At 68.6% G+C, this 19498-nt stretch carries 21 protein-coding genes and 6 pseudogenes; 14 read left to right on the top strand and 13 right to left on the bottom strand.

Annotation, left to right across the window (positions count from 1 at the left end; genetic code table 11):
• Positions 1 to 86: 86 nt before the first annotated feature.
• From ACH47Z_RS41995 to ACH47Z_RS42010, 4 genes and pseudogenes are all read left to right on the top strand, one after another.
• Positions 87 to 749 carry a Type 1 glutamine amidotransferase-like domain-containing protein gene (locus tag ACH47Z_RS41995; RefSeq protein WP_399084214.1) on the top strand — a complete coding sequence of 221 codons (663 nt, stop codon included), beginning with the start codon at positions 87 to 89 and terminating at the stop codon, positions 747 to 749.
• Positions 750 to 1541: 792 nt separating this feature from the next.
• Positions 1542 to 2251, top strand: a pseudogene (locus ACH47Z_RS42000) (DUF6192 family protein).
• A gap of 212 nt (positions 2252 to 2463) precedes the next feature.
• Positions 2464 to 3594 carry an IS5 family transposase gene (locus ACH47Z_RS42005; protein ID WP_399084217.1) on the top strand — a complete coding sequence of 377 codons (1131 nt, stop codon included), beginning with the start codon at positions 2464 to 2466 and terminating at the stop codon, positions 3592 to 3594.
• Positions 3595 to 3753: 159 nt separating this feature from the next.
• Positions 3754 to 4209: pseudogene (locus tag ACH47Z_RS42010) on the top strand (winged helix-turn-helix domain-containing protein); the annotation flags it as partial.
• 292 nt (positions 4210 to 4501) lie between these two features.
• On the opposite strand, the pseudogene ACH47Z_RS42015 reads toward ACH47Z_RS42010, so the two are convergent.
• From ACH47Z_RS42015 to ACH47Z_RS42030, 4 genes and pseudogenes are all read right to left on the bottom strand, one after another.
• Positions 4502 to 4885, bottom strand: a pseudogene (locus ACH47Z_RS42015) (transposase); the annotation flags it as partial.
• Positions 4779 to 5360, bottom strand: a complete 582-nt coding sequence (locus ACH47Z_RS42020; protein WP_399084219.1) for an IS630 family transposase — start codon at positions 5358 to 5360, stop codon at positions 4779 to 4781. The pseudogene ACH47Z_RS42015 and the gene ACH47Z_RS42020, both read right to left, overlap by 107 nt.
• A 136-nt stretch (positions 5361 to 5496) precedes the next feature.
• Positions 5497 to 6153, bottom strand: coding sequence for a response regulator (locus tag ACH47Z_RS42025; protein WP_399084222.1), 657 nt, complete (start codon positions 6151 to 6153; stop codon positions 5497 to 5499).
• Entirely contained in the window at positions 6150 to 7193 is a 1044-nt protein-coding gene (locus ACH47Z_RS42030) for a sensor histidine kinase (protein WP_399084225.1), read from the bottom strand. Before ACH47Z_RS42030 ends, ACH47Z_RS42025 begins: the two co-directional genes overlap by 4 nt.
• A 126-nt stretch (positions 7194 to 7319) precedes the next feature.
• Here ACH47Z_RS42030 and ACH47Z_RS42035 point away from each other — a divergent pair, with 126 nt between their 5' ends.
• The 6 genes and pseudogenes from ACH47Z_RS42035 to ACH47Z_RS42060 all read left to right on the top strand — a co-directional run bounded on the left by ACH47Z_RS42035 (position 7320) and on the right by ACH47Z_RS42060 (position 11911).
• Positions 7320 to 8054, top strand: a complete 735-nt coding sequence (locus ACH47Z_RS42035) for an ABC transporter ATP-binding protein (RefSeq protein WP_399084228.1) — start codon at positions 7320 to 7322, stop codon at positions 8052 to 8054.
• Positions 8054 to 8842: an ABC transporter permease gene (locus ACH47Z_RS42040; protein ID WP_399084231.1), complete on the top strand. Its 789-nt coding sequence runs from the start codon at positions 8054 to 8056 to the stop codon at positions 8840 to 8842. Before ACH47Z_RS42035 ends, ACH47Z_RS42040 begins: the two co-directional genes overlap by 1 nt.
• A 130-nt stretch (positions 8843 to 8972) precedes the next feature.
• Positions 8973 to 9965, top strand: a pseudogene (locus tag ACH47Z_RS42045) (IS256 family transposase); the annotation flags it as partial.
• Positions 9966 to 10009: 44 nt separating this feature from the next.
• A protein-coding gene (locus ACH47Z_RS42050) for an IS5 family transposase (protein ID WP_399084272.1) occupies positions 10010 to 10821 on the top strand; the annotation gives its coding sequence in 2 pieces (ribosomal slippage) (positions 10010 to 10355 and positions 10355 to 10821; 813 coding nt in all).
• 41 nt (positions 10822 to 10862) lie between these two features.
• Positions 10863 to 11456: a DUF4291 domain-containing protein gene (locus ACH47Z_RS42055; RefSeq protein WP_399084234.1), complete on the top strand. Its 594-nt coding sequence runs from the start codon at positions 10863 to 10865 to the stop codon at positions 11454 to 11456.
• Between the two features lie 143 nt (positions 11457 to 11599).
• Positions 11600 to 11911, top strand: a complete 312-nt coding sequence (locus ACH47Z_RS42060) for a putative quinol monooxygenase (protein ID WP_399084237.1) — start codon at positions 11600 to 11602, stop codon at positions 11909 to 11911.
• A 3-nt stretch (positions 11912 to 11914) separates the two neighbouring features.
• Here the strand turns inward: ACH47Z_RS42060 and ACH47Z_RS42065 are convergent, their stop codons facing one another.
• Positions 11915 to 12241, bottom strand: coding sequence for a hypothetical protein (locus tag ACH47Z_RS42065; RefSeq protein WP_399084240.1), 327 nt, complete (start codon positions 12239 to 12241; stop codon positions 11915 to 11917).
• The gene (locus tag ACH47Z_RS42070; RefSeq protein WP_399084243.1) at positions 12229 to 12435 is read right to left on the bottom strand and encodes a hypothetical protein; all 207 of its coding nucleotides are present in this window, start codon (positions 12433 to 12435) and stop codon (positions 12229 to 12231) included. The genes ACH47Z_RS42065 and ACH47Z_RS42070 overlap by 13 nt, the downstream gene beginning before the upstream one ends.
• Positions 12436 to 12546: 111 nt before the next feature.
• On the opposite strand from ACH47Z_RS42070, the gene ACH47Z_RS42075 reads away from it, so the two are divergent.
• Positions 12547 to 13032 (top strand): MarR family winged helix-turn-helix transcriptional regulator, encoded by a 486-nt coding sequence (locus ACH47Z_RS42075; RefSeq protein WP_399084246.1) that lies wholly within the window; start codon positions 12547 to 12549, stop codon positions 13030 to 13032.
• 679 nt (positions 13033 to 13711) lie between these two features.
• Here ACH47Z_RS42075 and ACH47Z_RS42080 read toward each other — a convergent pair.
• Positions 13712 to 13939 (bottom strand): annotated as a pseudogene (locus tag ACH47Z_RS42080) (NAD(P)H-dependent oxidoreductase); the annotation flags it as partial.
• Positions 13940 to 14013: 74 nt separating this feature from the next.
• Between ACH47Z_RS42080 and ACH47Z_RS42085 the strand changes: the two are divergent.
• Both ACH47Z_RS42085 and ACH47Z_RS42090 read left to right on the top strand, forming a co-directional pair.
• A complete protein-coding gene (locus tag ACH47Z_RS42085; RefSeq protein WP_399084249.1) occupies positions 14014 to 14682 on the top strand; it encodes a nitroreductase family protein in 669 nt (222 codons plus the stop codon).
• Between the two features lie 98 nt (positions 14683 to 14780).
• Complete coding sequence (locus ACH47Z_RS42090) at positions 14781 to 15509, top strand: SDR family oxidoreductase (protein ID WP_399084252.1); 729 nt, start codon at positions 14781 to 14783, stop codon at positions 15507 to 15509.
• A 115-nt stretch (positions 15510 to 15624) separates the two neighbouring features.
• Here the strand turns inward: ACH47Z_RS42090 and ACH47Z_RS42095 are convergent, their stop codons facing one another.
• The 4 genes from ACH47Z_RS42095 to ACH47Z_RS42110 all read right to left on the bottom strand — a co-directional run bounded on the left by ACH47Z_RS42095 (position 15625) and on the right by ACH47Z_RS42110 (position 18036).
• On the bottom strand, positions 15625 to 15876 hold the full coding sequence (locus ACH47Z_RS42095) for a transposase (RefSeq protein ID WP_399084255.1): 252 nt from the start codon (positions 15874 to 15876) through the stop codon (positions 15625 to 15627).
• Positions 15877 to 16015: 139 nt separating this feature from the next.
• Positions 16016 to 16258: a hypothetical protein gene (locus tag ACH47Z_RS42100; protein ID WP_399084258.1), complete on the bottom strand. Its 243-nt coding sequence runs from the start codon at positions 16256 to 16258 to the stop codon at positions 16016 to 16018.
• Positions 16259 to 16313: 55 nt separating this feature from the next.
• Positions 16314 to 16979, bottom strand: coding sequence for a DUF6417 family protein (locus ACH47Z_RS42105; protein WP_399084260.1), 666 nt, complete (start codon positions 16977 to 16979; stop codon positions 16314 to 16316).
• 157 nt (positions 16980 to 17136) lie between these two features.
• Positions 17137 to 18036 carry an NADP-dependent oxidoreductase gene (locus ACH47Z_RS42110; protein ID WP_399084263.1) on the bottom strand — a complete coding sequence of 300 codons (900 nt, stop codon included), beginning with the start codon at positions 18034 to 18036 and terminating at the stop codon, positions 17137 to 17139.
• Between the two features lie 244 nt (positions 18037 to 18280).
• Here ACH47Z_RS42110 and ACH47Z_RS42115 point away from each other — a divergent pair.
• Positions 18281 to 18391, top strand: a pseudogene (locus tag ACH47Z_RS42115) (hypothetical protein); the annotation flags it as partial.
• Positions 18392 to 18581: 190 nt separating this feature from the next.
• Here ACH47Z_RS42115 and ACH47Z_RS42120 read toward each other — a convergent pair.
• Together ACH47Z_RS42120 and ACH47Z_RS42125 are read right to left on the bottom strand one after the other, a co-directional pair.
• Positions 18582 to 18941, bottom strand: a complete 360-nt coding sequence (locus tag ACH47Z_RS42120; protein WP_399084275.1) for a hypothetical protein — start codon at positions 18939 to 18941, stop codon at positions 18582 to 18584.
• Between the two features lie 125 nt (positions 18942 to 19066).
• Positions 19067 to 19498: transposase (locus ACH47Z_RS42125; RefSeq protein ID WP_399084266.1), on the bottom strand; the 432-nt coding region annotated here is incomplete at its 5' end.

The following is a 19498-nucleotide window of genomic DNA, read 5'->3' on the forward strand; positions in this document are numbered from 1 at the left end:
CTGCAGCCGTGACGTGGCGGCGGCTGTGACGCGTTGGCGAACGGCTGGTCGTCGACGCGCGCGGCCAGCACCTTGGAAAGGACGTGATGAAGCTTCTCCTCACCGACTCCGGGATCAGGAACGCGAGCATCCAGGATGCGCTGGTCGATCTCCTGGGCAAGCCGATCGCCGAGTCCAGCGCCCTCTGCATCCCCACCGCGGGGTACGGGGGCCCCGGCGCCGATCCAGCTGGGCCATGGCGATTCATCAGCGGACGATCACCCAGCCCCATGACCGAGCTGGGGTGGAAGTCGGTGGGCGTGCTGGAACTCACGGCGCTGCCCAGCATCGACGAAGCGCTCTGGGTCTCCTGGGTCCGGGAGGCCGACGTCCTGCTGGTCAATGGCGGTGACGCGCTGTACCTGTGTCACTGGATGCGGGAGTCCGGGCTGGCTGAACTCCTGCCGTCGCTGCCCGACACGGTCTACGTGGGTCTCAGCGCCGGGAGCACGGTGATGACCCCCCGCGTCGGGGAGGAGTTCGTGGGCTGGAAGCCGCCCACCGGCGGTGATAGCGCGCTGGGCGTGGTTGATTTTTCGATCTTCCCGCACCTGGAGCATCCGGATTGTCCGGACAACACCATGGCCGCGGCGGAACGATGGGCGGCTGGGATCGCGGGGCCGGCGTATGCGATTGACGAGCAGACGGCCATCATGGTGACTGACGGCGCCGTCGAAGTGGTCTCGGAGGGCCACTGGAAGTTGTTCTAGTGCTTGTGCCAGGTCCTTGCGTGACAAGTCGGTTGGTCTGTTGACGCAGTTCAGGGGCCCGTCGCTTTGGGTGGATCCGTCCGAAGCGACGACTGGGCCGCAGGCACCGCCCCGCCGTACGGTGGGCGTATGGGCAGGGACGGAGTGCCCCGGCTGCGTCTGGTCGACGTCGCGGTCGACGGGGGCGGGCCAAGGCTGTGCCGGGGGTGTGGTGGGCCGTTGATGCCGTCGGCGAAGGCAACGGCGGTGTTCTGTGAGGCGGCCTGCCGTTCGAGGCGCTGGCGGCGAATGGGCCGGCGTGACGGCCTCGTGTCCGCAGTGCGGGGTGGCGTGGGCGGTCGGGGTCGACCGCCTGGTCACGGCGGTCTACGGCTCTCCCGCCTGCCGCAAACGGGCCTGGCACACACGGCGCGCGCGGTCCGGCGAGGCGTGAGAGCCTGCGCGTTCTATAGATGCGGGGCCGCTTCGGCCGCCGGGGCCGTACGCCCTTCGCTGCCGGGCGAGGCGGTCGGATGGTGCGAAGTGACGGGCCTCCAGGGCGAGTTGGCGGCACATACGAATGCCGCACCCAGGGCTCGTGGGGGTGGTGTCCCGATGACCGGGATGGTCGGCAGTGTGATCCGGCAACGCTACGACGAGCTGGTCAAGCTGGGGCGGGACTGGGTAGCGGCGATGAGCAGCGTCCAGTGGCAGCTCGGGGACGCGGCCATGGAGATCGAGCCGATGCACTCCTACGGGGGCACGAACCCGTCGGGGAGCGAGGAGCTGTTCACGGTCAGCGAGGCGATCCGGATGTTCGCCGAGGACCTCGGCCTGGCGTATTTGACGGTCCGGGACTACCGGTGGGTGGCCTCGCGCTGGCCGAAGGAACACCGGCGAGCCGACGTCTCCCACACCATCCACAAGATCCTCGCCTCCATCCCCGTCGAGCAGGAAGGGTTCGAGGCGGTGAACAGCCCCCGCCCAATGCGGGCGGCCCCGCGCGTTGGACGCACGACAGCGCGAAACGGATCGTCGGCTGGAAGGTCGACACCCCTGAGAGCGTCCAGGAGAAGGTGGACGCGATCCACGACCTGGCCGCCGACGACCAGGTGGCCGCGCGGGTGGCCACCGACTTCCTGCGCGGCCCGGCGGTCGCCTCGAAGGCCATGGCCGACGACACGGCCAGGCGCGCCGTGAACGAGGCGCAGTTCGACCAGTTCCGCCAGCAGGTCCAGTACGGGCAGGAGGAAGCCGCCCCGCAGCTGGACCAGCTGCGGCGCATGGAACACAACACCCAGTTCATGGACCTGGTCGCGGTCTGCACGCAGTTCACCGTCACCGCCGGAAGGATCGTGCCGAACCTGCGCGGCGAGCCCTACGACGACGCCGAACGCGAGACGATCCTGCGGGGTCTGACACGGGTACGGGCGTCGGCAGACTGGATCGAGAATGCGGTCACCCGCGGCGAGATCGACCTGGACGAGCAGCTGGAGAAGCTGCTGAAGGGCTCGGGCGAGTAGCGACGGGGCGGGGCGTTCCCGCTCACGTCCACGCCGAAGCCGTCGTGTCCGCCCTGCTGGAGGCTCGTCTCGCTGGCTTGACGATCGTCCAGCTGATGGCAGCCACCGAGCGCACCCGCGCGCAGGTCCACACCGCGCTCGCGCACCTGCGCATGGTGGCTGCGGCGAAGGGGCTTCCGCCGGTGACCTGGGACAAGACGTGGGGCTAGCGGATGCTGGACGACGCGCCGGAGGTCTGGATCGGCTACGAGCGCGCGTTCTTCGAGACTGTCCACCACCGGGTGGAGAACTTCATCGCCGGGATCCTCCTGCCGCACCAGAACAAGAAGCCCGACGATCCCTACATCCGCACGGTCATGCCGCGGATGGGCGCGATCGAGTCCACCCTGCACCTCCTCGCCAGCCTGGAGTGCCCCCTAGAAAGGCAACCGGCCGCGACCGCCCGGCAGTTGGCCCCCTACAGGTCGCGGCCCGGTCCCTCTATGCTGCTGCCCCGCTACCGCTGTCCCTCCGACACCAGCGACCTCGAATGGGCCCTCCTGGAACGGCTCCTGCCCACCCCCGCCTGCCAGACCCCGAAGGGCGGGGCCCCGGAGAAGTGGCCCCGCCGCCGCATGGTCGACGCCATCCGCTACATCACCGACAACGGGGCGAAGTGGCGGGCGCTGCCCGCCGACTTCGGCATTCCGTGGCGCACGGTGTTTGGGTATTTCGCCCGCTGGGCGAAGGCCGACGTCCTCCGGCACATCCTCGACCAGCTCCGTCGGCGGTTGAGGCTGAACCGTCGACGCTGTCCCTGGCCGGTCCGGGTGATCGTGGACTCGCAGTCCGTCAAGGGCGCGGAGAGCGTGTCGAAGGCAACGCGCGGCTATGACGCGAACAAGCACATAAATGGGCGGAAGCGTCACCTCCTGGTTGATCAGGACGGCCTGCTCGTCGACCTGCTCGTCACGCCCGCCGACGTCCAGGACCGGGAAGCGGCCCGTGTCCTGCTGACCCGCCTTCACGCCGAGCACCCCGAAATCGTCCTGGTCCGGGCTGACAACGGCTACAGCGGAGACGAGTTCAGCACCTGGGCACAGACCGCCCTCGGCATCACCGTCAAGGTCGTCTCCCGGCCCAAAAACGCCAAGGGCTTCGTCTTGGTGCCCAAGCGCTGGGTGGTTGAACGGTCGAATTCGTGGACGATGCGGGCCCGCCGCAACGCGCGGGACTACGAACGTCTCATGTCACACGCCGAAGCCCACGTCCAGTGGGCCTTCATCACCCTCACGACCTGCCGCCTCACCCGACGAAACGCCCAGACCGAGGCGGTTCCAACTCCCTCCGCCGCAGCCGCCTGACGATCCCATCGACTGCCGTTCGGTTCGGCGTCCATCGACGCTCATCCGAACGGCAAACCCGATCACCACCCAGCCAAAGGACACCGTGACCTGCGGAAAGAGGATGTGACACAGGCCCTTAGCCTCGAAGCACGCTCGACGTTTCGCGAGCGGATCCGGCTGGAGGCCGCGGAGCGATTCGCTGCGGGTTCCTCCAACGCCGAGGTCGCCAAGGACTTACGGGAGTGTGCGCTCGGTGCAGCGCCGGCGCCGGGCCTGGCACGACGCCGGCGCCGAGGGGCTGCGGTCTGCCGGGCCCGTCTCACGGCCAAGCTGAGTGAGGCACTGTTCACCGTGCTCGAGCAGGAGCTCGCCAAGGGGCCGGTCACGCACGGCTGGCCGGACCAGACGTGGACGCTGGCCCGGATCAAGTCGCTGATCGGGCGCCGGTTCCACAAAAGCATGACGCTGTCGGCGATCGCGCGGATGCTGCGACGGCACGGCTTCAGCCACCAGGTCCCCGCCCGCCGCGCGACCGAGCGCGACGGGGAGGCCGTGGCGGGCTGCGTGAAGGAAACCTGGCCGCAGGTGGAAGGTCCGTGGCGGCGCTCGACAACCTCAACACCAGGCAAGACACACCACACAGGACCAACCATTGGCCCGCATGGGGAATCCCCCTGCCAGGGCCTTCGCCAGAGGCGAAGGCCGGGCCCCTTGCAAAGCCCAGCACGATCGAGTGCGAGGCCGGGCGCCGCCGGCCCCCAGGGCGGACGCAGCATGAGGCCACGGAGCGGCGACCGCCACCTCCCACCAGGCGCCGCACAACACCGGCCTCCCCCAGCGTGGGGCCGGGTATCTCCTGGATGGCACGGATGGACTGCCGGGTGATGATCCCGAACCAGATCTCGATCTGGTTCAACCACGAGGACCCGACGGGGGTGAAATGGAAGTGGACGTGCGGGTTCTTCGCCAGCCACGTTTTCACGTCCGGGGTGGTGTGCGTGGAGAGGTTGTCCAGGACGATATGGATCTCCTTCCCCGTATGCGGCCTGGCGGCCTTCTTCAGGAACGCCAGGAAGGTCGCGCCGTTCCGGTTCGGCCTGCACTCGCCCAGCACTTCACCGGTCGTGACGTTCAGCGCGGCGAACAGGTTCGTGGTGCCGTGCGCACATAGTCGTGGGTGCGCTTCTCCGTGGCCGCGAAAGTCACCGGCAGCACGGGCTGGGTCCGGTCCAGGGCTGCACCTGCGTCTTCTCGTCGATCGACAGCACCACGGCGCCGCCAAGCGGGGCCAGGTACAAACCGACGACATCGGCGACCTTGTCCGCGAACGCCGGGTCTTTCGAGATCTTAAAGGTGCCCGAGCGGTGCGGCTTCAGATTCTCCTCACGCCAGATGCGGGCGACGTAACGCCACGACACCGAGATGCCCTTCCGTCGCTTCAGATGGTCGGCGAGTGTCCGCGTCGACCAGCGCGACAGACCGGATTCCGCCGGCGGGGACATCCTCGTCAAAGCGACCACCCGGGTCCGCACCTGCGGCGGCACCTGGGTACACGGCCCGCCGCGACGCTTCTCCTCCAGACCAGCAAGGGCCCGCTCGGCATAACGGGCCTTGCAGCGGTCCACCGTCAGCGGCGCCACACCGGCGAGCTCGGCGATGTCCTTGCGCCGGCGCCCCTCGCAGGACCACAACACGATCCGTGCGCGAAGCGCGACGACAGCCGGAACATCCCGCGACCCGGCCAACTCCCGCAGTTCTGCCATCTGTTCAGAGGTGAGATCCATACCAGACTGTAGGCCCTCAATTGGAATGTCCCGTTCAGCTGTGGCGACCTGGGTGTTTGCGGTTTGTCTCAGTTGTGGGCCACGGCATCGTGTGTCGCGAACTTGGCCTTTCGGGGCCGGCCGACGGTTGTGCGGACTAGCCGGTGAGGCCGTTGCGGTAGGCGTGGATGACGAGTTGGACGCGGTCGCGGGCATCGAGTTTGGTCAGCAGCCGGGCGACGTGGGTCTTCACCGTGCCCGCGCCGATGTACAGCCGTTCGGCGATCTCGGCGTTGGTGAGTCCTTCGGCGACGAGCAGCAGCACTTCGCGTTCACGGGTGGTGACGGCCTCGGGCAGTTGCGGCGGTTCCTGACCGTGTGGTGGCTGTGTCGGCCTGTTGACGTATGCCGCGATCAGTCGTTTGGTGACGCGTGGCGCAAGCAGTGCCTCGCCCTGGGCGACGGTGCGGACGGCGGACAGCAGGTCGAGGGGCGGTGCGTCCTTCAGGAGGAAGCCGCTGGCCCCGGCGCGCAGTGCGCCGAAGACGTACTCGTCCAGGTCGAAGGTGGTGAGCACCAGGACACGTGCGTGGTCGGCGGTGGTGATACGGCGGGTGGCTTCGATGCCATCCATCTCGGGCATCCGAATGTCCATCAGGACGACGTCGGGCCGGTGTTCGGCGGCTGCTGCGACGGCGTCCCGGCCCGTTGCGACGCTGCCGATCGACGTGAGGTCCGGGGCGGTGTCCACGATTCCGGCCAGGCCGATGCGGATCAGCTGCTGGTCGTCGGCGACCAGGACCCGGATGGTCACGGCCGCTCCCGCGCTGCGGCGGTGGGCTGTGGCCCGTCCAGGGGGATGCTGGCCCGTACCCGGAAGCCGCCAGTCCCGGCCGGTCCTGCCAGCAGGGTGCCGCCGTAGAGGGCGAGGCGCTCCTGCATCCCGGTCAACCCGCGCCCGGTGCGGCTCGGGGCCGGCCGGATGCTGCCGTCGTCGGTCACCGTGAGGGTGAGCTCGCCGGGACCGTACGCGACGGTGACCTGCGCGGTGCTCGCGTCGGCGTGCTTGACCACGTTGGTCAGCGCCTCCTGGACTATCCGGTACGCGGCTGCCTCCAGCCCCGGGGGCAGCGGTCTGGCGCACCCCGTGACGGCGAGGCCGATCCGCAGGCCGGGGCGCCGGGTCCGTTCGGCGAGACGGTCCAGGTCGGCGAGTCGGGGGGCGGGGGCCAGGGCCGGGTTGTCGGTGCCGTCCCCGTCATCCCCGTCATCCCCGTCATCATGCAGCACACCGAGCATGCGGCGCAGTTCGACGAGGGTCTCCCGGCCGGTGGTCTCGATCGCCTCCAGCGCGTTGCGCGCGTCCTGGGGACGGTCGTCGAGCACCAGGCGGCCGTAGCCCGCCTGGACGGAGATCACGCTCATCGAGTGGGCGATGCCGTCGTGCAGTTCACGGGCGATGCGCAGCCGCTCCGCCGCTGCCTCGCGATCGGCGCGGTCCTGTTCCTGACGCAGCAGCGTATGCAGATACCGGCGCCGCTGGCCGACCGCGAAGCCCACCGCCCAGGCGACGCCGAAGAGCAGCGCGAACGGCACCACGGCCCCGGTGTGTTCGAACCTGGGCAGGCCGGTGGAGACCGCCATCACCAGGGCGGCGGCCAGGGCGACTCCGGCAGTGCGGGCCGGGCGCAGGGAGGTGACGCAGAAGAGCGCGAAGGCGAGCGGCACTCCGCCCCAGAAGATCGCCTGCGGATGCCACGGCGCCAGTCCGCACACCGCCAGCGACAGGACTGCAAGGCCCTCCGGCCAGTAGGGCCGGAGCAACTGCGGGGCCGCACGCGACTTCCGTTCCACGACCGGAGCGTATGCGCCTCCCGGCTCCGCCCGCATCGTCCGCGGGACCTATGCCGTACGGCAGACCCGGCCCCGAAAAGTCCTGCCCGCAGGCAGACGAATCACCTCCCCCGCCCCGGCACCGTAATGCACGTGATTCGATGCGAACGCCTCACCAAACGCTTCGGCCGCAAGGCCGCCGTCGACGACCTCAGCTTCGAGGTCCTGCCCGCCCGTGTGAGCGGCTTCCTCGGCCCCAACGGAGCGGGGAAGTCGACCACCATCCGGGCCGTCCTCGGCCTGGACACCCCGGACGCCGGCCGCGCCCTGGTCGACGGCGTGCCCTACCGCCAGGCCGAACAGCCGCTGCGCCGGGTAGGTGCCCTCCTGGACGCCGGGGCCGTCCACCGGGGCCTTACGGCGTACGCGCATCTGGCCGCGCTCGCCGCCACCAACCACATCCGGCGCGGCCGGATCGAGGAGGTGCTCGCCCTCACCGGCCTCACCGACGTCGCCCGCCGCAGGATCGGCACCTACTCGCTCGGCATGAAGCAGCGCCTGGGCATCGCCGCCGCCCTGCTCGGCGACCCGCCGGTGCTCATCTTCGACGAGCCTGCCAACGGCCTGGACCCGGAAGGCATCAGGTGGATCCGGGCCCTCATGCGGTCGCTGGCCGCCGAAGGACGCACCGTCCTGGTCTCCAGCCACCTGATGAGCGAAATGGCCCTTACCGTCGACCATCTTCTCGTCATCGGACGAGGACGTCTGCTCGCCGATGTCCCGATCACCGACTTCGTTCCCGCCGGGGCCTCGCTGGAGGACGCCTACCTCGGCCTCACCGAATCCGCCGTGGAATACCGCACCGAAGGGACGGGCCACTGATGCCCACCGCACTGACAGGCGCCATGGCCGCCGAGGTCATAAAGCTGCGTTCCCTCCGCTCGACCTGGATCACCGCCCTCATCGCCGTGGCGTTCGGCCTGGCGCTGAGCGTCATGGACGTGGCGCACACCGCCAGCGCGTGGCCGCACCTGGCGACGGCCGACCGGGCCCAGTTCGACCCGGTGGGCGACTCGCTCTCCGGCTTCGCCTTCGCCGTCCTCGCCTTCGGCGTCCTCGGCGTGCTGGGCGTCAGCAGCGAGTACACCACCGGACAGATCCGCACGACGCTGACCGCGACACCCCGGCGCGCGCTCGCCTACACCGCCAAGACCCTCGTCATCGGCGGATTCGCCCTGCTGCTGGGCGAACTGACCGCGTTCACCGGTTTCTTCATCGGGCAGGCGGTCCTGGCCAGGCGGCACCTGGACGTCGGCCTGGGCACGCCGGGCGTGTTGCGCGCCGTGTCCTGTGCCGGGCTCTACCTGTTCGTCGTCACCGTCGTGGGCTACGGCCTCGGGGCCGTCATCCGGCACACCGCCGGAGCCATCGCCGCACTCTTCGCCCTGGTCTACCTCGGCTACGGCGCAGCCAAAGCCGTCGAAGGCTGGTCCTCCCTGCCCAGCAAACTCATGCTCAGCAACGCCGCGGACGCCCTCGGCCAACTCCACCCACACCCCCTCCACCCGGAACGCACCCCCACCCTCCCCTTCGCCCTCTTCGACCTCGCCCTCTACCTCGCACTCGCCCTCACCTGCGGAGCCTGGCGCTTCACTCGCGACGCCTCATAGACGCTCCATCCGATCCGCGGCCGACGTTGATGAGAGCCAAACTCCCGAAGCCTCATCAACGTTTCCGGCCCCCACGGCAGACCATCCCCAGCGGGATCCAGAGCGTGGCTGCGGCGCAGACAGAGTGCGTCTCATCGGGGAGCGCAAGCGGTTCTCCTCCAAGATCCTGCCGCCCTGGTGCCGCACGTCACCGAAGATCTCCGAGGTGGTGCCCCTGCTGTATCTGCACGGCCTGTCGTCCGGGGACTTCGTTCCGGCGCTGGAGCAGTTCCTCGGCGGCGCGGCGGGTCTGTCCGCGGCGACCGTGACGCGGCTGACGAAGCAGTGGCAGGACGACCACGCCGCCTTCCAGGACCGGGACCTGTCGGACCGCGACCAGGTGTACGTGTGGGCCGAGGGCGTGCACCCCAAGGTCCGGCTCGGGCAGGCGCACTCGTGCGTGCTGGTCCTGCTCGGCGTCCGGCTGGACGGCACCAAGGAGTTGATCGCGCTGGCCGAGGGCCTGCGCGAGTCCACCGAGTCGTGGGCCGACCTACTGCGAGACTGCCGGAGGCGCGGCATGCGCGACCCCGAGCTGGTCGTCGGGGACGGCGCAATGGGGCTGTGGAAGGCGCTGGCCGAGGTGTTCCCGGTCACCCGGCACCAGCGCTGCTGGGTTGACAAGGCCCGCAATGTCGCGAGCTGTCTTCCGAAGTCCGCGCAGCCGGGTGAGGCGAAGGCGATGCAGGAAATCTCCAACGCCGAGGACCGCGCGCACGCTGAGAAGGCGATCGAGGCGTTCGCGAAGACCTACGGCACGAAGTGGCCCAAGGCCGTCGCGAAGATCACCGTGGACCGGGACGAGCTGCTGGCGTTCTACGACTTCCCAGCCGAGCACTGGATCCACCTGCGGACCACGAACCCGATCTGGGTGTCGACGTTCTCCACGGTCAAGTTCCGTACCAAGGTCACCCGCGGTGCCGGCAGCCCAGCCGCAGCCTTTGCGATGGTGTTCAAGCTGGTCGAGTCCGCCCAGGCCCGCTGGCGCGAGGTCACCGGAGCCCACCTGGTGCCCCTGGTCGGTGCGGGCGCCCGATTCGAGAACGGAGTCCTTGTCGAGCGACCCGATGAGGAAGCCGCTTAAGAGCTCATCTCATTTGGCGGCTTCGATAGCCTGCTGGTGTGGGAATCGTTGAGCGGCTGGTGCCGGATGAGCTGTGGGAGCTGTTCCAGAGAGTGGTGCCGGAGGCGCCGGTCAGGCCTCAGGGTGGTGGCCGGCGCAGGCACGGTGACCGGGAAGTGTTGGCTGCGATCGTGTTCGTGGCGACGTCGGGCTGCACGTGGCAGCAGTTGCCGTCCGCCTCGTTCGGGCCGTCGGGAGCCACAGCCCACCGGCGCTTCGCCGAGTGGTCAAAGGCCCGAGTGTGGGCCAAGCTCCATCGCCTGGTCCTCGACGAGCTCGGCTCCCGCGGTGAACTGGACTGGTCCCGCTGCGCGATCGACTCGGTGAACATGCGGGCCCTCAAAAGGGGGAACTGACAGGTCCGAATCCTGTGGACCGGGGCAAGTACGGGTCGAAGATCCACTTGATCACCGAGCGGACCGGGCTGCCCCTCTCTGTCGCGATCTCCGGCGCGAACCTGCACGACAGCCAGGCCCTCGAACCGCTTGTACGCGGCATCCCGCCCATCCGCTCCCGCCGCGGGCGTCGTCGACGACGGCCCACGAAGCTCCATGGCGACAAAGGGTACGACTACGATCACCTGCGCCGATGGCTGCGCTCGCGGAACATCACGCCGCGCATCGCCCGCAAGGGCATCGAGTCCTCCCAGCGGCTGGGCCGCCACCGCTGGACGGTGGAGAGAACGGTCGCCTGGCTTTCCGGATGCCGCCGCTTACACCGCCGCTACGAGCGCAAGGCCGCCCACTTCCTCGCCTTCGTCGGCATCGCGGCCACCCTCATCTGCTATCGCAGGCTCGACGGCCTCACACCGCGGTAATTCGATGGCGCGCGCGCAACAGTGTGCCCACTCTGGTCCCCGTGGCAGAACCCAAATACCAGATTCGAGCCCTGCACACGGACTCCACAGTCACCGTCTACCAGGCGTACGCCCCGGAGATCGGCTTGTCGGCCGCCCGGGACGGCCGTTTCCCAGCGGTGTGGCAGCGGGACCGGATGACATGGATCAAGCCGTCGTTCCTGTGGATGATGTACCGCTGCGGGTGGGGCACCAAAGAAGGACAGGAGACCGTCCTCGCAGTCGAGATCTCCCGCGAAGGCTTCGAGTGGGCACTGGAACACGCCTGCCTGTCCCACTACGAGCATGGGCTCCACGCCGACCGCGCCACGTGGAAGCGCCAATTGAAGCGGGCTCCGGCCCGGGTGCAATGGGACCCCGAACGCGACCTGCACCTTCAGCCGCTTGCTCACCGGTCGCTCCAGCTCGGCCTCGCCGGCGAAGCCGCACGCCTCTACGCCGATGAGTGGACCGTCTCCATCACCGACATCACATCGCTCGCCCACACCATCCATGCGCATGTACGGGGCGGAGACCTGGACGCCGCACGACAACTCCTGCCCCTTGAACGCCCCTACCCCGTGAACGAAGGGGTTCTGGCTCACCTAGACCAATGAGCCGATCTACCAATTGAGATGGGCTCTAGACATCTGGATCCACAGGTATTGGCCCGGCACTTCGCCGTTGCGGAGCCCGCGGACGGGTAGGCTCACGCACGGGTCGGTCCGGCGAAGGGTGAACGCGCGTGTCCAGTGGGGATATGTTCAGCGTCTACGGACGAATGACCGCACTGCCTGGTCGGCGTGACGAGCTGATCACCCTGCTCCTTGATGGATTCCGCGCTGGCGGCGAGGACAGCGGCCTACTTGCTTATAGCATCAACACAGCCTTTGACGATCCGGACACGATTTGGCTGACACAGCTGTGGATCGATAAGGAAACACACGACGCGGTCACCCGTTCCGATCCGGTCACGGCGGCGACTCGCCGGGTGTTTCCACTCTTGGCTCAGCAACCCGAGGGCTTTTACGGCCACGCCGTCCATGTGCACGGCCGAATCACCGGGTCTTGATCATTACTCCGAGCCTGAGGCACGACCGGTCGACTCATCACCAGCGGAAGAAGCCGCTTGAAACCAAGCTAGATGGGTGAATGCGGCAGCCCGTAGCAGGGGGCGTGCCCAGGCGGGCACGGTGTGGGTCACGCAGCCCTGGCGGACCTTGTGGCGGTCATAGAGCGTCACCGTGCTGCCGTCCAGGGCGGCGCCCTGCACACGGGCGATGGCCAGCTGGCTGGTCGAGGCGGCGGTGAAGCATGCGGTGGCGAGTTCGGCCGCCAGGTGGGGACGGGCCGTGCCGGTATGAAGGCGCCGGGCGACCTCCTGCTCGGTCAGTACAGGCATGGCAGGAGGGGTGAAGCCGCGCCGGCCGGTGGCGCAGTGCAGACGCATGCCGGGCTGTCTTCGAAGGACTTCAGTGCGGTCAGGGCCGGCAGGCTGATCCACCGCCGCCGCAGGACACCGGTCGCGGGCTCGTCGGCTGGAGATTCTGGCTGGGCCAGCGCCGCTTCGGCGTCGGCGACCCGATTCTGCGTCATGACCAGAGCGCGCTCCAGTGCCCGGGGAAGTCTTCCCGCTGAGCAAAGAGCGGGCCGGTTAGTTTCAAATGATACCGTATTGAATGAGTGTGTCGCTGGTATTGTGTCTTTATGGCCGCTGACCTTCCTCACCAGCCCCCCGCCCCGCGCGCGACCGACCGCCCCGGGGATGAGTCGCCGTTCGCTCTGGGTCTGCTGCTGCGCCGGGCACACTGGCGCGCGGCCGCTGTAACGGGTGAGGCGCTTCGGCCCTTCGGCATCGAGTTGCGGCACTTCGCGGTACTGATCGAGCTGGTCAATCACGGGCCCACGGTGCAGCGGGATCTGGCGGCGGCGACGGGGTCGGACAAGGCGGGAATCATGCGGATCGTGGACGACCTGGAGCGCAAGGGGCTCGCCGTACGCAAGGCCGTTCCGGGAGATCGGCGGGTGCGGGCAGTGGAGATCACTCCTCAGGGGCTGGAGCTCTTCGACGCAGTCCACGTGGCGGCGCAGCCGCTGGCTGAGCGGCTGGTTGCGGAACTGGGGCCCGGTGAGCCCGAGAAGCTGACGGATCTGCTGACCCGGCTTGCCCATCCGGCGGACGACGAGGCGTAAGCGCGCGGGCGCACCGTTTGTCGGCCGCGTTGGCGCGCTTGGTCTCATGCGGCTTCCGCGGCGAACCCGGCCTTGAGGGCTGCGGCCATCGTCGCTGCGCGTCAGCCTGGCGGCCGGCGGCCGGCCGGGGCTGTCGCCGACGGGGCCGGGTCGTCTGCGCGGGTGCAGCGCCGCATACCTGGCCGGCGGTGTGCCCTTCGCCCTCGCCGAGCACCATCGTCGTCTCGATGCGCGCCCTGCAGGCAGGCCGAACACCGGCCGCCCTCAGGGCCGGGCCACCTGCCCCAGGTACAGAGCGCCACGGGCACCGCCGGAGGGGACGCACGCGCCGAGGACGCCGCGTGACCTCCTGGGGTGGGGTCACGCGGCGTCCACGGCTTGGGGGATACGCGGCGAGGCGCTGCGTGAGTTCCTTGGCCTTGGTGGTCGCGTCCTCGAAGGCGCGGCTGCGGGACGCCTCGTAGAGGGAGACCAGGTCTGTCATGGCCGGGTTGCGGGGGGCCATGGTGAGTTCGGGGACGATGAAGTCGAGGTCCAGGCCGAGGGTGCCCTTGAGGACGGCCTGAAGGTAGTTCTGTACTGGCGACGACGATGACCGGGGTGCCCTGGGCGGAGGGCCCTCGGTGCGGCCGAGCAGGAGCACGCTGTCCAGCCACGCCTTGAGCGTCGACGGCATCCAGAAGTTGTCCATGGGGGCGCCGATCAGGACGGTGTCCGCCTCCTCCAGCTCCTCGATGAGCTTCACTCGCGCGGCGAACGCGGCGGACTGCTCCGGAGTGCGCTCGGCGGGGGCGACGTATCCGGCGGACCAGGCGTCGGCGGTGATGCGCGGGACAGGGTCGGCGGCCAGGTCGCGGTAGATCACCGTGCCCTCCGGGTAGGGATTCGCGCATCGAGATCGTTTCATTCGATACGGTATTTAGTGATACCATCTTGAGTGTAACGAAGGTAGACCCGTTGAACAGATGGAGGCGGCCGGCCATGGACGTCTATGAGGCGGTAACGAGCCGACGGGCGGTGCGCGCGTTCACCGACCGGCCCGTGCCGAGGGAAACGCTGGAGCGGGTACTGTCCGCCGCGGCTTGGGCTCCGTCCGGATCGAACATCCAGCCGTGGCGCGCCTACGTGGTGACCGACGGGCCGCTGGCCGAGATCAAGAAGCGCGCCGGCGAGCGCCTGGCCGCGGGCGACCCCTGGGACGAGCGGGAGTACGAGATGTACCCAGCCGACCTGAAGTCCCCCTACCGCGAGCGCCGGTCCGACTTCGGCAGGGTGCGCTACGGCGCACTCGGTATCGCCCGCGAGGACTGGGAGGCACGCCGGAGGGCCGCCACCGAGAACTGGAACTGCTTCGGGGCGCCCGCCGCCCTGTTCTGCTATATCGACCGCGACATGGGCCCGGCCCAGTGGTCCGACGTCGGCATGTTCCTGCAGACCGTCATGCTGCTGCTGCGCGCTGAAGGGTTGCACAGCTGCGCGCAGATGGCGTGGTCGGAGTACCGCAGGTCCGTCGCGGAGGTCCTGTCGCCTCCGGAGAACCTCATCCTCTTCTGCGGCATGGCGATCGGGTTCGAAGACGCCGCAGCGGGCGACGCCCGCACGGGCCGGGCGCCGCTCGACGAGACGGTCACGTTCGTCGACGGTCCCTGACGCCGTCCCACCTTGGTCGATCAACAAGCCGTTTCATGCCGCACCCACATAGCGGCCATATGCCATATTGCGCACATAATCCCGACGAAAGGCATGTCATGAAGATCGCAGTCATCGGCGGTACCGGACTGATCGGGTCGCAGGTCGTCAAGAACCTGAACACCGCCGGACACGAGGCGGTACCGCACTCGAAGTCCACCGGAGTCGACATCATCAGCGGCCAGGGACTGGACGGGGCGGTGGCGGGAGCCGACGTCGTCGTCAACCTGACGAACTCCCCGACCTTCGACGAAGCCTCCCTGGCCTTCTTCCAGACCTCGATGGACAACCTCCTGGCCGCGGCCCACAAGGGCGGCGTCGGCCACTTCGTCGTCCTCTCGATCGTCGGCGTGGACCAGGTGCCGGAGCTGGACTACTACCGCGCCAAGGCGCTCCAGGAGAAGATCCTCACGGCCGGGCCGATCCCCTACTCGATCGTCCGGGCCACGCAGTTCATGGAATTCATGGACGCCGCCATGTCCTGGACCGCCGACGCCGACACCGTCAGGCTGCCCGCCACACCCATCCAGCCCATCGCCTCCAAGGACGTGGCCGCCGCGGTCGCGGAGGTCGCCGCCGGCTCCCCTCTGAACGGCATCCGCAACATCGCCGGCCCCGAGGTCTTCACCCTGGACGAGCTGGGCCGGATCACCCTGTCCCACAAGGGCGACAACCGCACCGTCGTCACCGACCCCACCGCCGGCATGTTCGCCGTCGTCAAGGGCGACGTCCTCACAGACAAGAACGCCCAACTCGCCCCCACCCACTACACCGACTGGCTCTCCTGACCCGTTACCCGTCTCTCATGGCTGTGTAGCTACAGAGTCCCCGGTGTTTGTAGCTGCACCAGCAGGCCCAGGGGACGGACGGCGTCAGATTGAGCGGCTGAACTAGGGTCCGTCTTCAAACCGATCTTGCCCAGCGCAGGAATGACACGAGTGTGACCGCCGCTTCGCACGACGCGGCGGTCTTCTCGTATCTGGTAGCGATGCCACGGAAGCCTTTGAGCCGGTTGAAGCAGCGCTCAATGACGTTGCGTCGACGGTAGATCTCCCTGTCGAATCCGGGCGGCCGACCACCACGCTGACGGCGATCTGCCAGTGCCGCCGCTGGTCGGTCTTCTCGGGGATGGTGTGCGCGATACCGCGTTTGCACAGGTGGGACCGGTTGCCGCGGGAACTGTAGGCCTCATAGACGTGGGTTGGCCGTTTGCCCGGTCCAGGCCGGAGCGATGGACCCGGATCCCGTTCCAGAAGAGGGCGAGCCCAGACGCAGTCGTGCCGCCGGACCGGGGTCACCAGTACGGCGAGAAGTCGGCGTTTGCCGTCGCAGGCAAGGTGGATTTTGGTGGTCGGTCCTCCACGGAATCGACCGAGGGCATGATCGTCCGGTTCGTCCGGCCGGTGGAGCCCCCTTGTTCGGCCGGTGGCGGCGGGCTGGTGGGCGCGGACAATGACGGAGTCGATTGCACCAGCCAGTCGATGCCATCGGCCGCGTCAGCCCGGGCCTGGATGTGCTGCAGGGCCCGGGTGAACACACCGTCCAGGGCACCAGAACCATGCCGCCAGCCTTCTCAATCCACCAACAACACCTCAGGCCAGACACCACCCCGTACACCAAATCCCCCCGAAACGACACCAGCCGCCCCTGCTCACGACCAGGGTTGCAATGGGCGCAATGTCGTCGTGTGCTGACGTAACCTCGGGCTCCATCCGATGCTGTCCGTCGACCGGTCCCCGCGCACGACGACGCCGTACGCACGGAAGAATCCGGTTGGCCTCCGCCACCGACCCGCACACCGCCCGCAGATAGCACGCGTACGCCACCGACTCCCTCTGCTCCCCGGTCGGACACAGCGACCAGCGGTTGGCCGGACCGTCGAAGGAAGCCGTGCGCACCCGCTCCACCAGTCCCTCGGCCGGCGGCACCCGCAGACGCTCCGCGGCACCGACATACACGCGCAGCGCGTCCATCTCCGCAGGCCGCAGCTCCCCCAGCCGCCGGCTCTCCTCACGATGCCGGGCAGGGGCGGGACTGGCCTCGGCGTAGGTCAGCACATCGTGGCCGTGCCCGGTGAGCCGGGCCGCCCACAGGATCGGCGTGCCCTCAAGCGTGGACAGCTCCGCACGCACCTCCCGGTCGGCCACCTCCGCACGCGCCAGACCTGTGGCCGTCTCCACCGCCTGCTGATACTGCGGCGGCATGTCGCTGGACAGCACCCAACCCCAAGCGGCGTCCCGCTCACCATCGCGCAGCACCCGAAGCACCTCGAAGCACGACTTCCTGCCGTGGCGGCCCCGGCGTGAGCAAACCTCGCCAGCACCTCCTCGGTCGCCCACCCCCGGCCTGACGACTTCTCGATCGCGCCGGGGGGCGCCGTGGCCCAGCATCGGGATCGGGCGGTGCCCGGTCGGGTCATGCTCGGGTGAGCACGATCTTCTTACCGCCGGCCCGTCCGGTAACCACCCGGGCGAACGCAGCCGGTCCCTCGGTCAGCGGCAGGGGTTCCGGTGCGAGTTTCAAGGTTCCCGCGGCGACCTGTTCCGCCAGCTGGACAAGCTGCGCGGCGTTGGGCTCGACGTAGAGATCCCAACTCGTGATGCCTCGTTCCTCTGGAGGCGCGTCCGAGGTCAGGGAGCACAGTCGGCCGCCGTCCCGCACCAAAGGCAGGGCAGCGTCCGCCGTGCTGGCGGCGATGATGAGGGCGGCGTCGAACCCGCCGCGTACCTTGGCCGGCCAGTTCGGGTCGTGGTAGTCGACGACCTCCATCGCTCCCAGACCGAGCAGGCGCTCTGCGGCGGCAGCAGACGCGGTCGCGGTCACCTCGATGCCCTTGGCCGCGGCGAGCTGGATGGCCAGGGCTCCGGTGGCCCCGCCTCCGTTGGTGATCAGGAGCCGCTGTCCTCGGCTGAGGTCCAGCTTCTCCAGTGCCTGCAACGCGGTGAGTCCGTTGACCGGCAGCGCCGCCGCGTGCACGGCGTCCAGCCCAGGTGGGCAGGCTGCCGCGTGATCCGCGTTGATCAGAACGCGTTCAGCCCAGAAGCCGCTTCCCCCGGGCAGCGGGGCCTCGTGTGCGAGAACCCGGTCGCCTACGGCAAACCCGGTGACACCCGCGCCGACAGCCAGCACCTTGCCCGCGCCCTCCACTCCCAGCGCCGCCGGGGGGCGCAGCCCCACGTCCCAGCCAGCGCCGTTCAGCAGTTCGTCCCACGGGCCGACCCCGGCCGCATCAACCGCCACCAGGATCTGACCGGGCCCGGGAGATGACGGTTCGGGCAACTCCAGCAGGGCGACTTCCTTCTCGGCCCCGGGCACTCCGCACGCCTTCACAGCAGATCTTTGTCCTCTCACTCAGTCCGGCCGACCGGGAGGTACGGGCCAGGAACCCACAGCAGGACCAGTGTCGACCTCAAGATCCTCTACAGCGGTCGCTCGTGGTCTCAGCCGCATTGGTGTCGAGGCTATGCAGCTAGCGGCCCGGATATATGGTCCATTTGAAGCGGGACACACTGGGCCAATCGTGGAATAGCTCTGCACCTGGACCTTGGGGTAGGTCGGGGTGTATGGACCCGCCTCGAACAGGCGCTGCGCCAGGCCGGGGGGTCAGCGGATCAATCGCGAGGTCAAGCGCCGAACCGACGTCGTCCAGGTCTTCCCGAACGACGACACGCTCCTGCGGCTGGTCACAGCCGTGCATTTCGAGCTGCACGACGAGTGGATCGCCTCCCCCGCCGCTACCTGCCCGAGGGCAGTATGGACCAGCTCTACCCTGCTGAGCTCCCCGAACGAGCCCCCGCACCACCCGACACCTACAGCACGACAGCTGGTTGATCGGACACGCCACAAGGGGCGCGCGCCCCTCAGGACGTCGATCGGTTGTGGACCTCGTTGCGCTGCGGGTCAAAGCAGGTCAGACCGTGTTTTTGCACAAGGGCGAAGACCGCACGAGAGAAGTCATTGGCCCGCGACCAGCCGACACAGAGGATCAACCGATGCTCGTTTGCGTCGGGGCTCACGCTCCACACGAGGTCATCGATCTCATCGTCATTCGGGTCGTCGGGGTCGGGGAACCCGACCAGCAGATCATCCAGCAGGGCGAGATTCCGCGGGTCAGGCTGAACAACGGTGTCATCGCCGTCTGCCAAACTCCGGCAGACAAGAAGTGCCCGGTCGACCGTGATCGTCGTCGGCTCGTGCCAGACATAGAGATCGAAGCTCATCGCAATACCACCTGCTTGATCGCCCCTTCTTGAGGTGATCACCTTCGCGGGCCGGGGCCAGCCTGGCAAGGCCCAACCCTCCGGCGAAGCACCGGGGCCTTCCCTTGAAGCGTGGACACCATTTGCTATGCGGCGGCGGTCAGCGTAACTGATCGCTGTTCGAAGGCGATCGGGCTGATGTAGCCAAGCCCCGAGTGCCACCGGAACACCGCGAAGCGGGCCTCACGCACCCCTGACCAGCGTTTCTTTCCTTGGAGGGTCTCTCTTTTCAGGGTTGCGTTGAAGCTCTCCGCGGCGGCGTTGTCCCCGCTGGTGCCGACCGCTCCGCGCAAGCGGATCACGCCGAGCCGACTGCACACCTTCGCGAACTCCTTCGAGGCGTATTGCGCCCCGTTGTCACTGTGGAAGATCGCCCCGTCGAGGCTGCCGCCCCGGGTGTGGGCGGCGGCTTCGAGCGCGTCAGTGAGCCTTTTCCAACCTCGTGGTGAGGGTGGCTGCTTGGTCGCGGAGGTCTGTACAACGCAGTGAAGCTCCCGGTAGACGGGTTCACGACCAAG

Origin of the sequence: Streptomyces sp. NPDC020192, from assembly GCF_044388685.1 — a bacterium.
In the GTDB taxonomy this organism is placed as follows: Bacteria; Actinomycetota; Actinomycetes; order Streptomycetales; family Streptomycetaceae; genus Streptomyces.

Bases quoted from the DNA above. Each gene is read 5' to 3' on its own strand.
- ACH47Z_RS42065 (WP_399084240.1), bottom strand. From the start codon at position 12,241: ATGCCTGTACTGACCGAGCAGGAGGTCGCCCGGCGCCTTCATACCGGC.
- ACH47Z_RS42020 (WP_399084219.1), bottom strand. From the start codon at position 5,360: ATGGATCTCACCTCTGAACAGATGGCAGAACTGCGGGAGTTGGCCGGG.
- ACH47Z_RS41995 (WP_399084214.1), top strand. From the start codon at position 87: ATGAAGCTTCTCCTCACCGACTCCGGGATCAGGAACGCGAGCATCCAG.
- ACH47Z_RS42070 (WP_399084243.1), bottom strand. From the start codon at position 12,435: ATGACGCAGAATCGGGTCGCCGACGCCGAAGCGGCGCTGGCCCAGCCA.
- ACH47Z_RS42075 (WP_399084246.1), top strand. From the start codon at position 12,547: ATGGCCGCTGACCTTCCTCACCAGCCCCCCGCCCCGCGCGCGACCGAC.
- ACH47Z_RS42120 (WP_399084275.1), bottom strand. From the start codon at position 18,941: ATGAGCTTCGATCTCTATGTCTGGCACGAGCCGACGACGATCACGGTC.
- ACH47Z_RS42040 (WP_399084231.1), top strand. From the start codon at position 8,054: ATGCCCACCGCACTGACAGGCGCCATGGCCGCCGAGGTCATAAAGCTG.
- ACH47Z_RS42085 (WP_399084249.1), top strand. From the start codon at position 14,014: ATGGACGTCTATGAGGCGGTAACGAGCCGACGGGCGGTGCGCGCGTTC.
- ACH47Z_RS42090 (WP_399084252.1), top strand. From the start codon at position 14,781: ATGAAGATCGCAGTCATCGGCGGTACCGGACTGATCGGGTCGCAGGTC.
- ACH47Z_RS42035 (WP_399084228.1), top strand. From the start codon at position 7,320: ATGCACGTGATTCGATGCGAACGCCTCACCAAACGCTTCGGCCGCAAG.
- ACH47Z_RS42005 (WP_399084217.1), top strand. From the start codon at position 2,464: ATGCTGGACGACGCGCCGGAGGTCTGGATCGGCTACGAGCGCGCGTTC.
- ACH47Z_RS42060 (WP_399084237.1), top strand. From the start codon at position 11,600: ATGTTCAGCGTCTACGGACGAATGACCGCACTGCCTGGTCGGCGTGAC.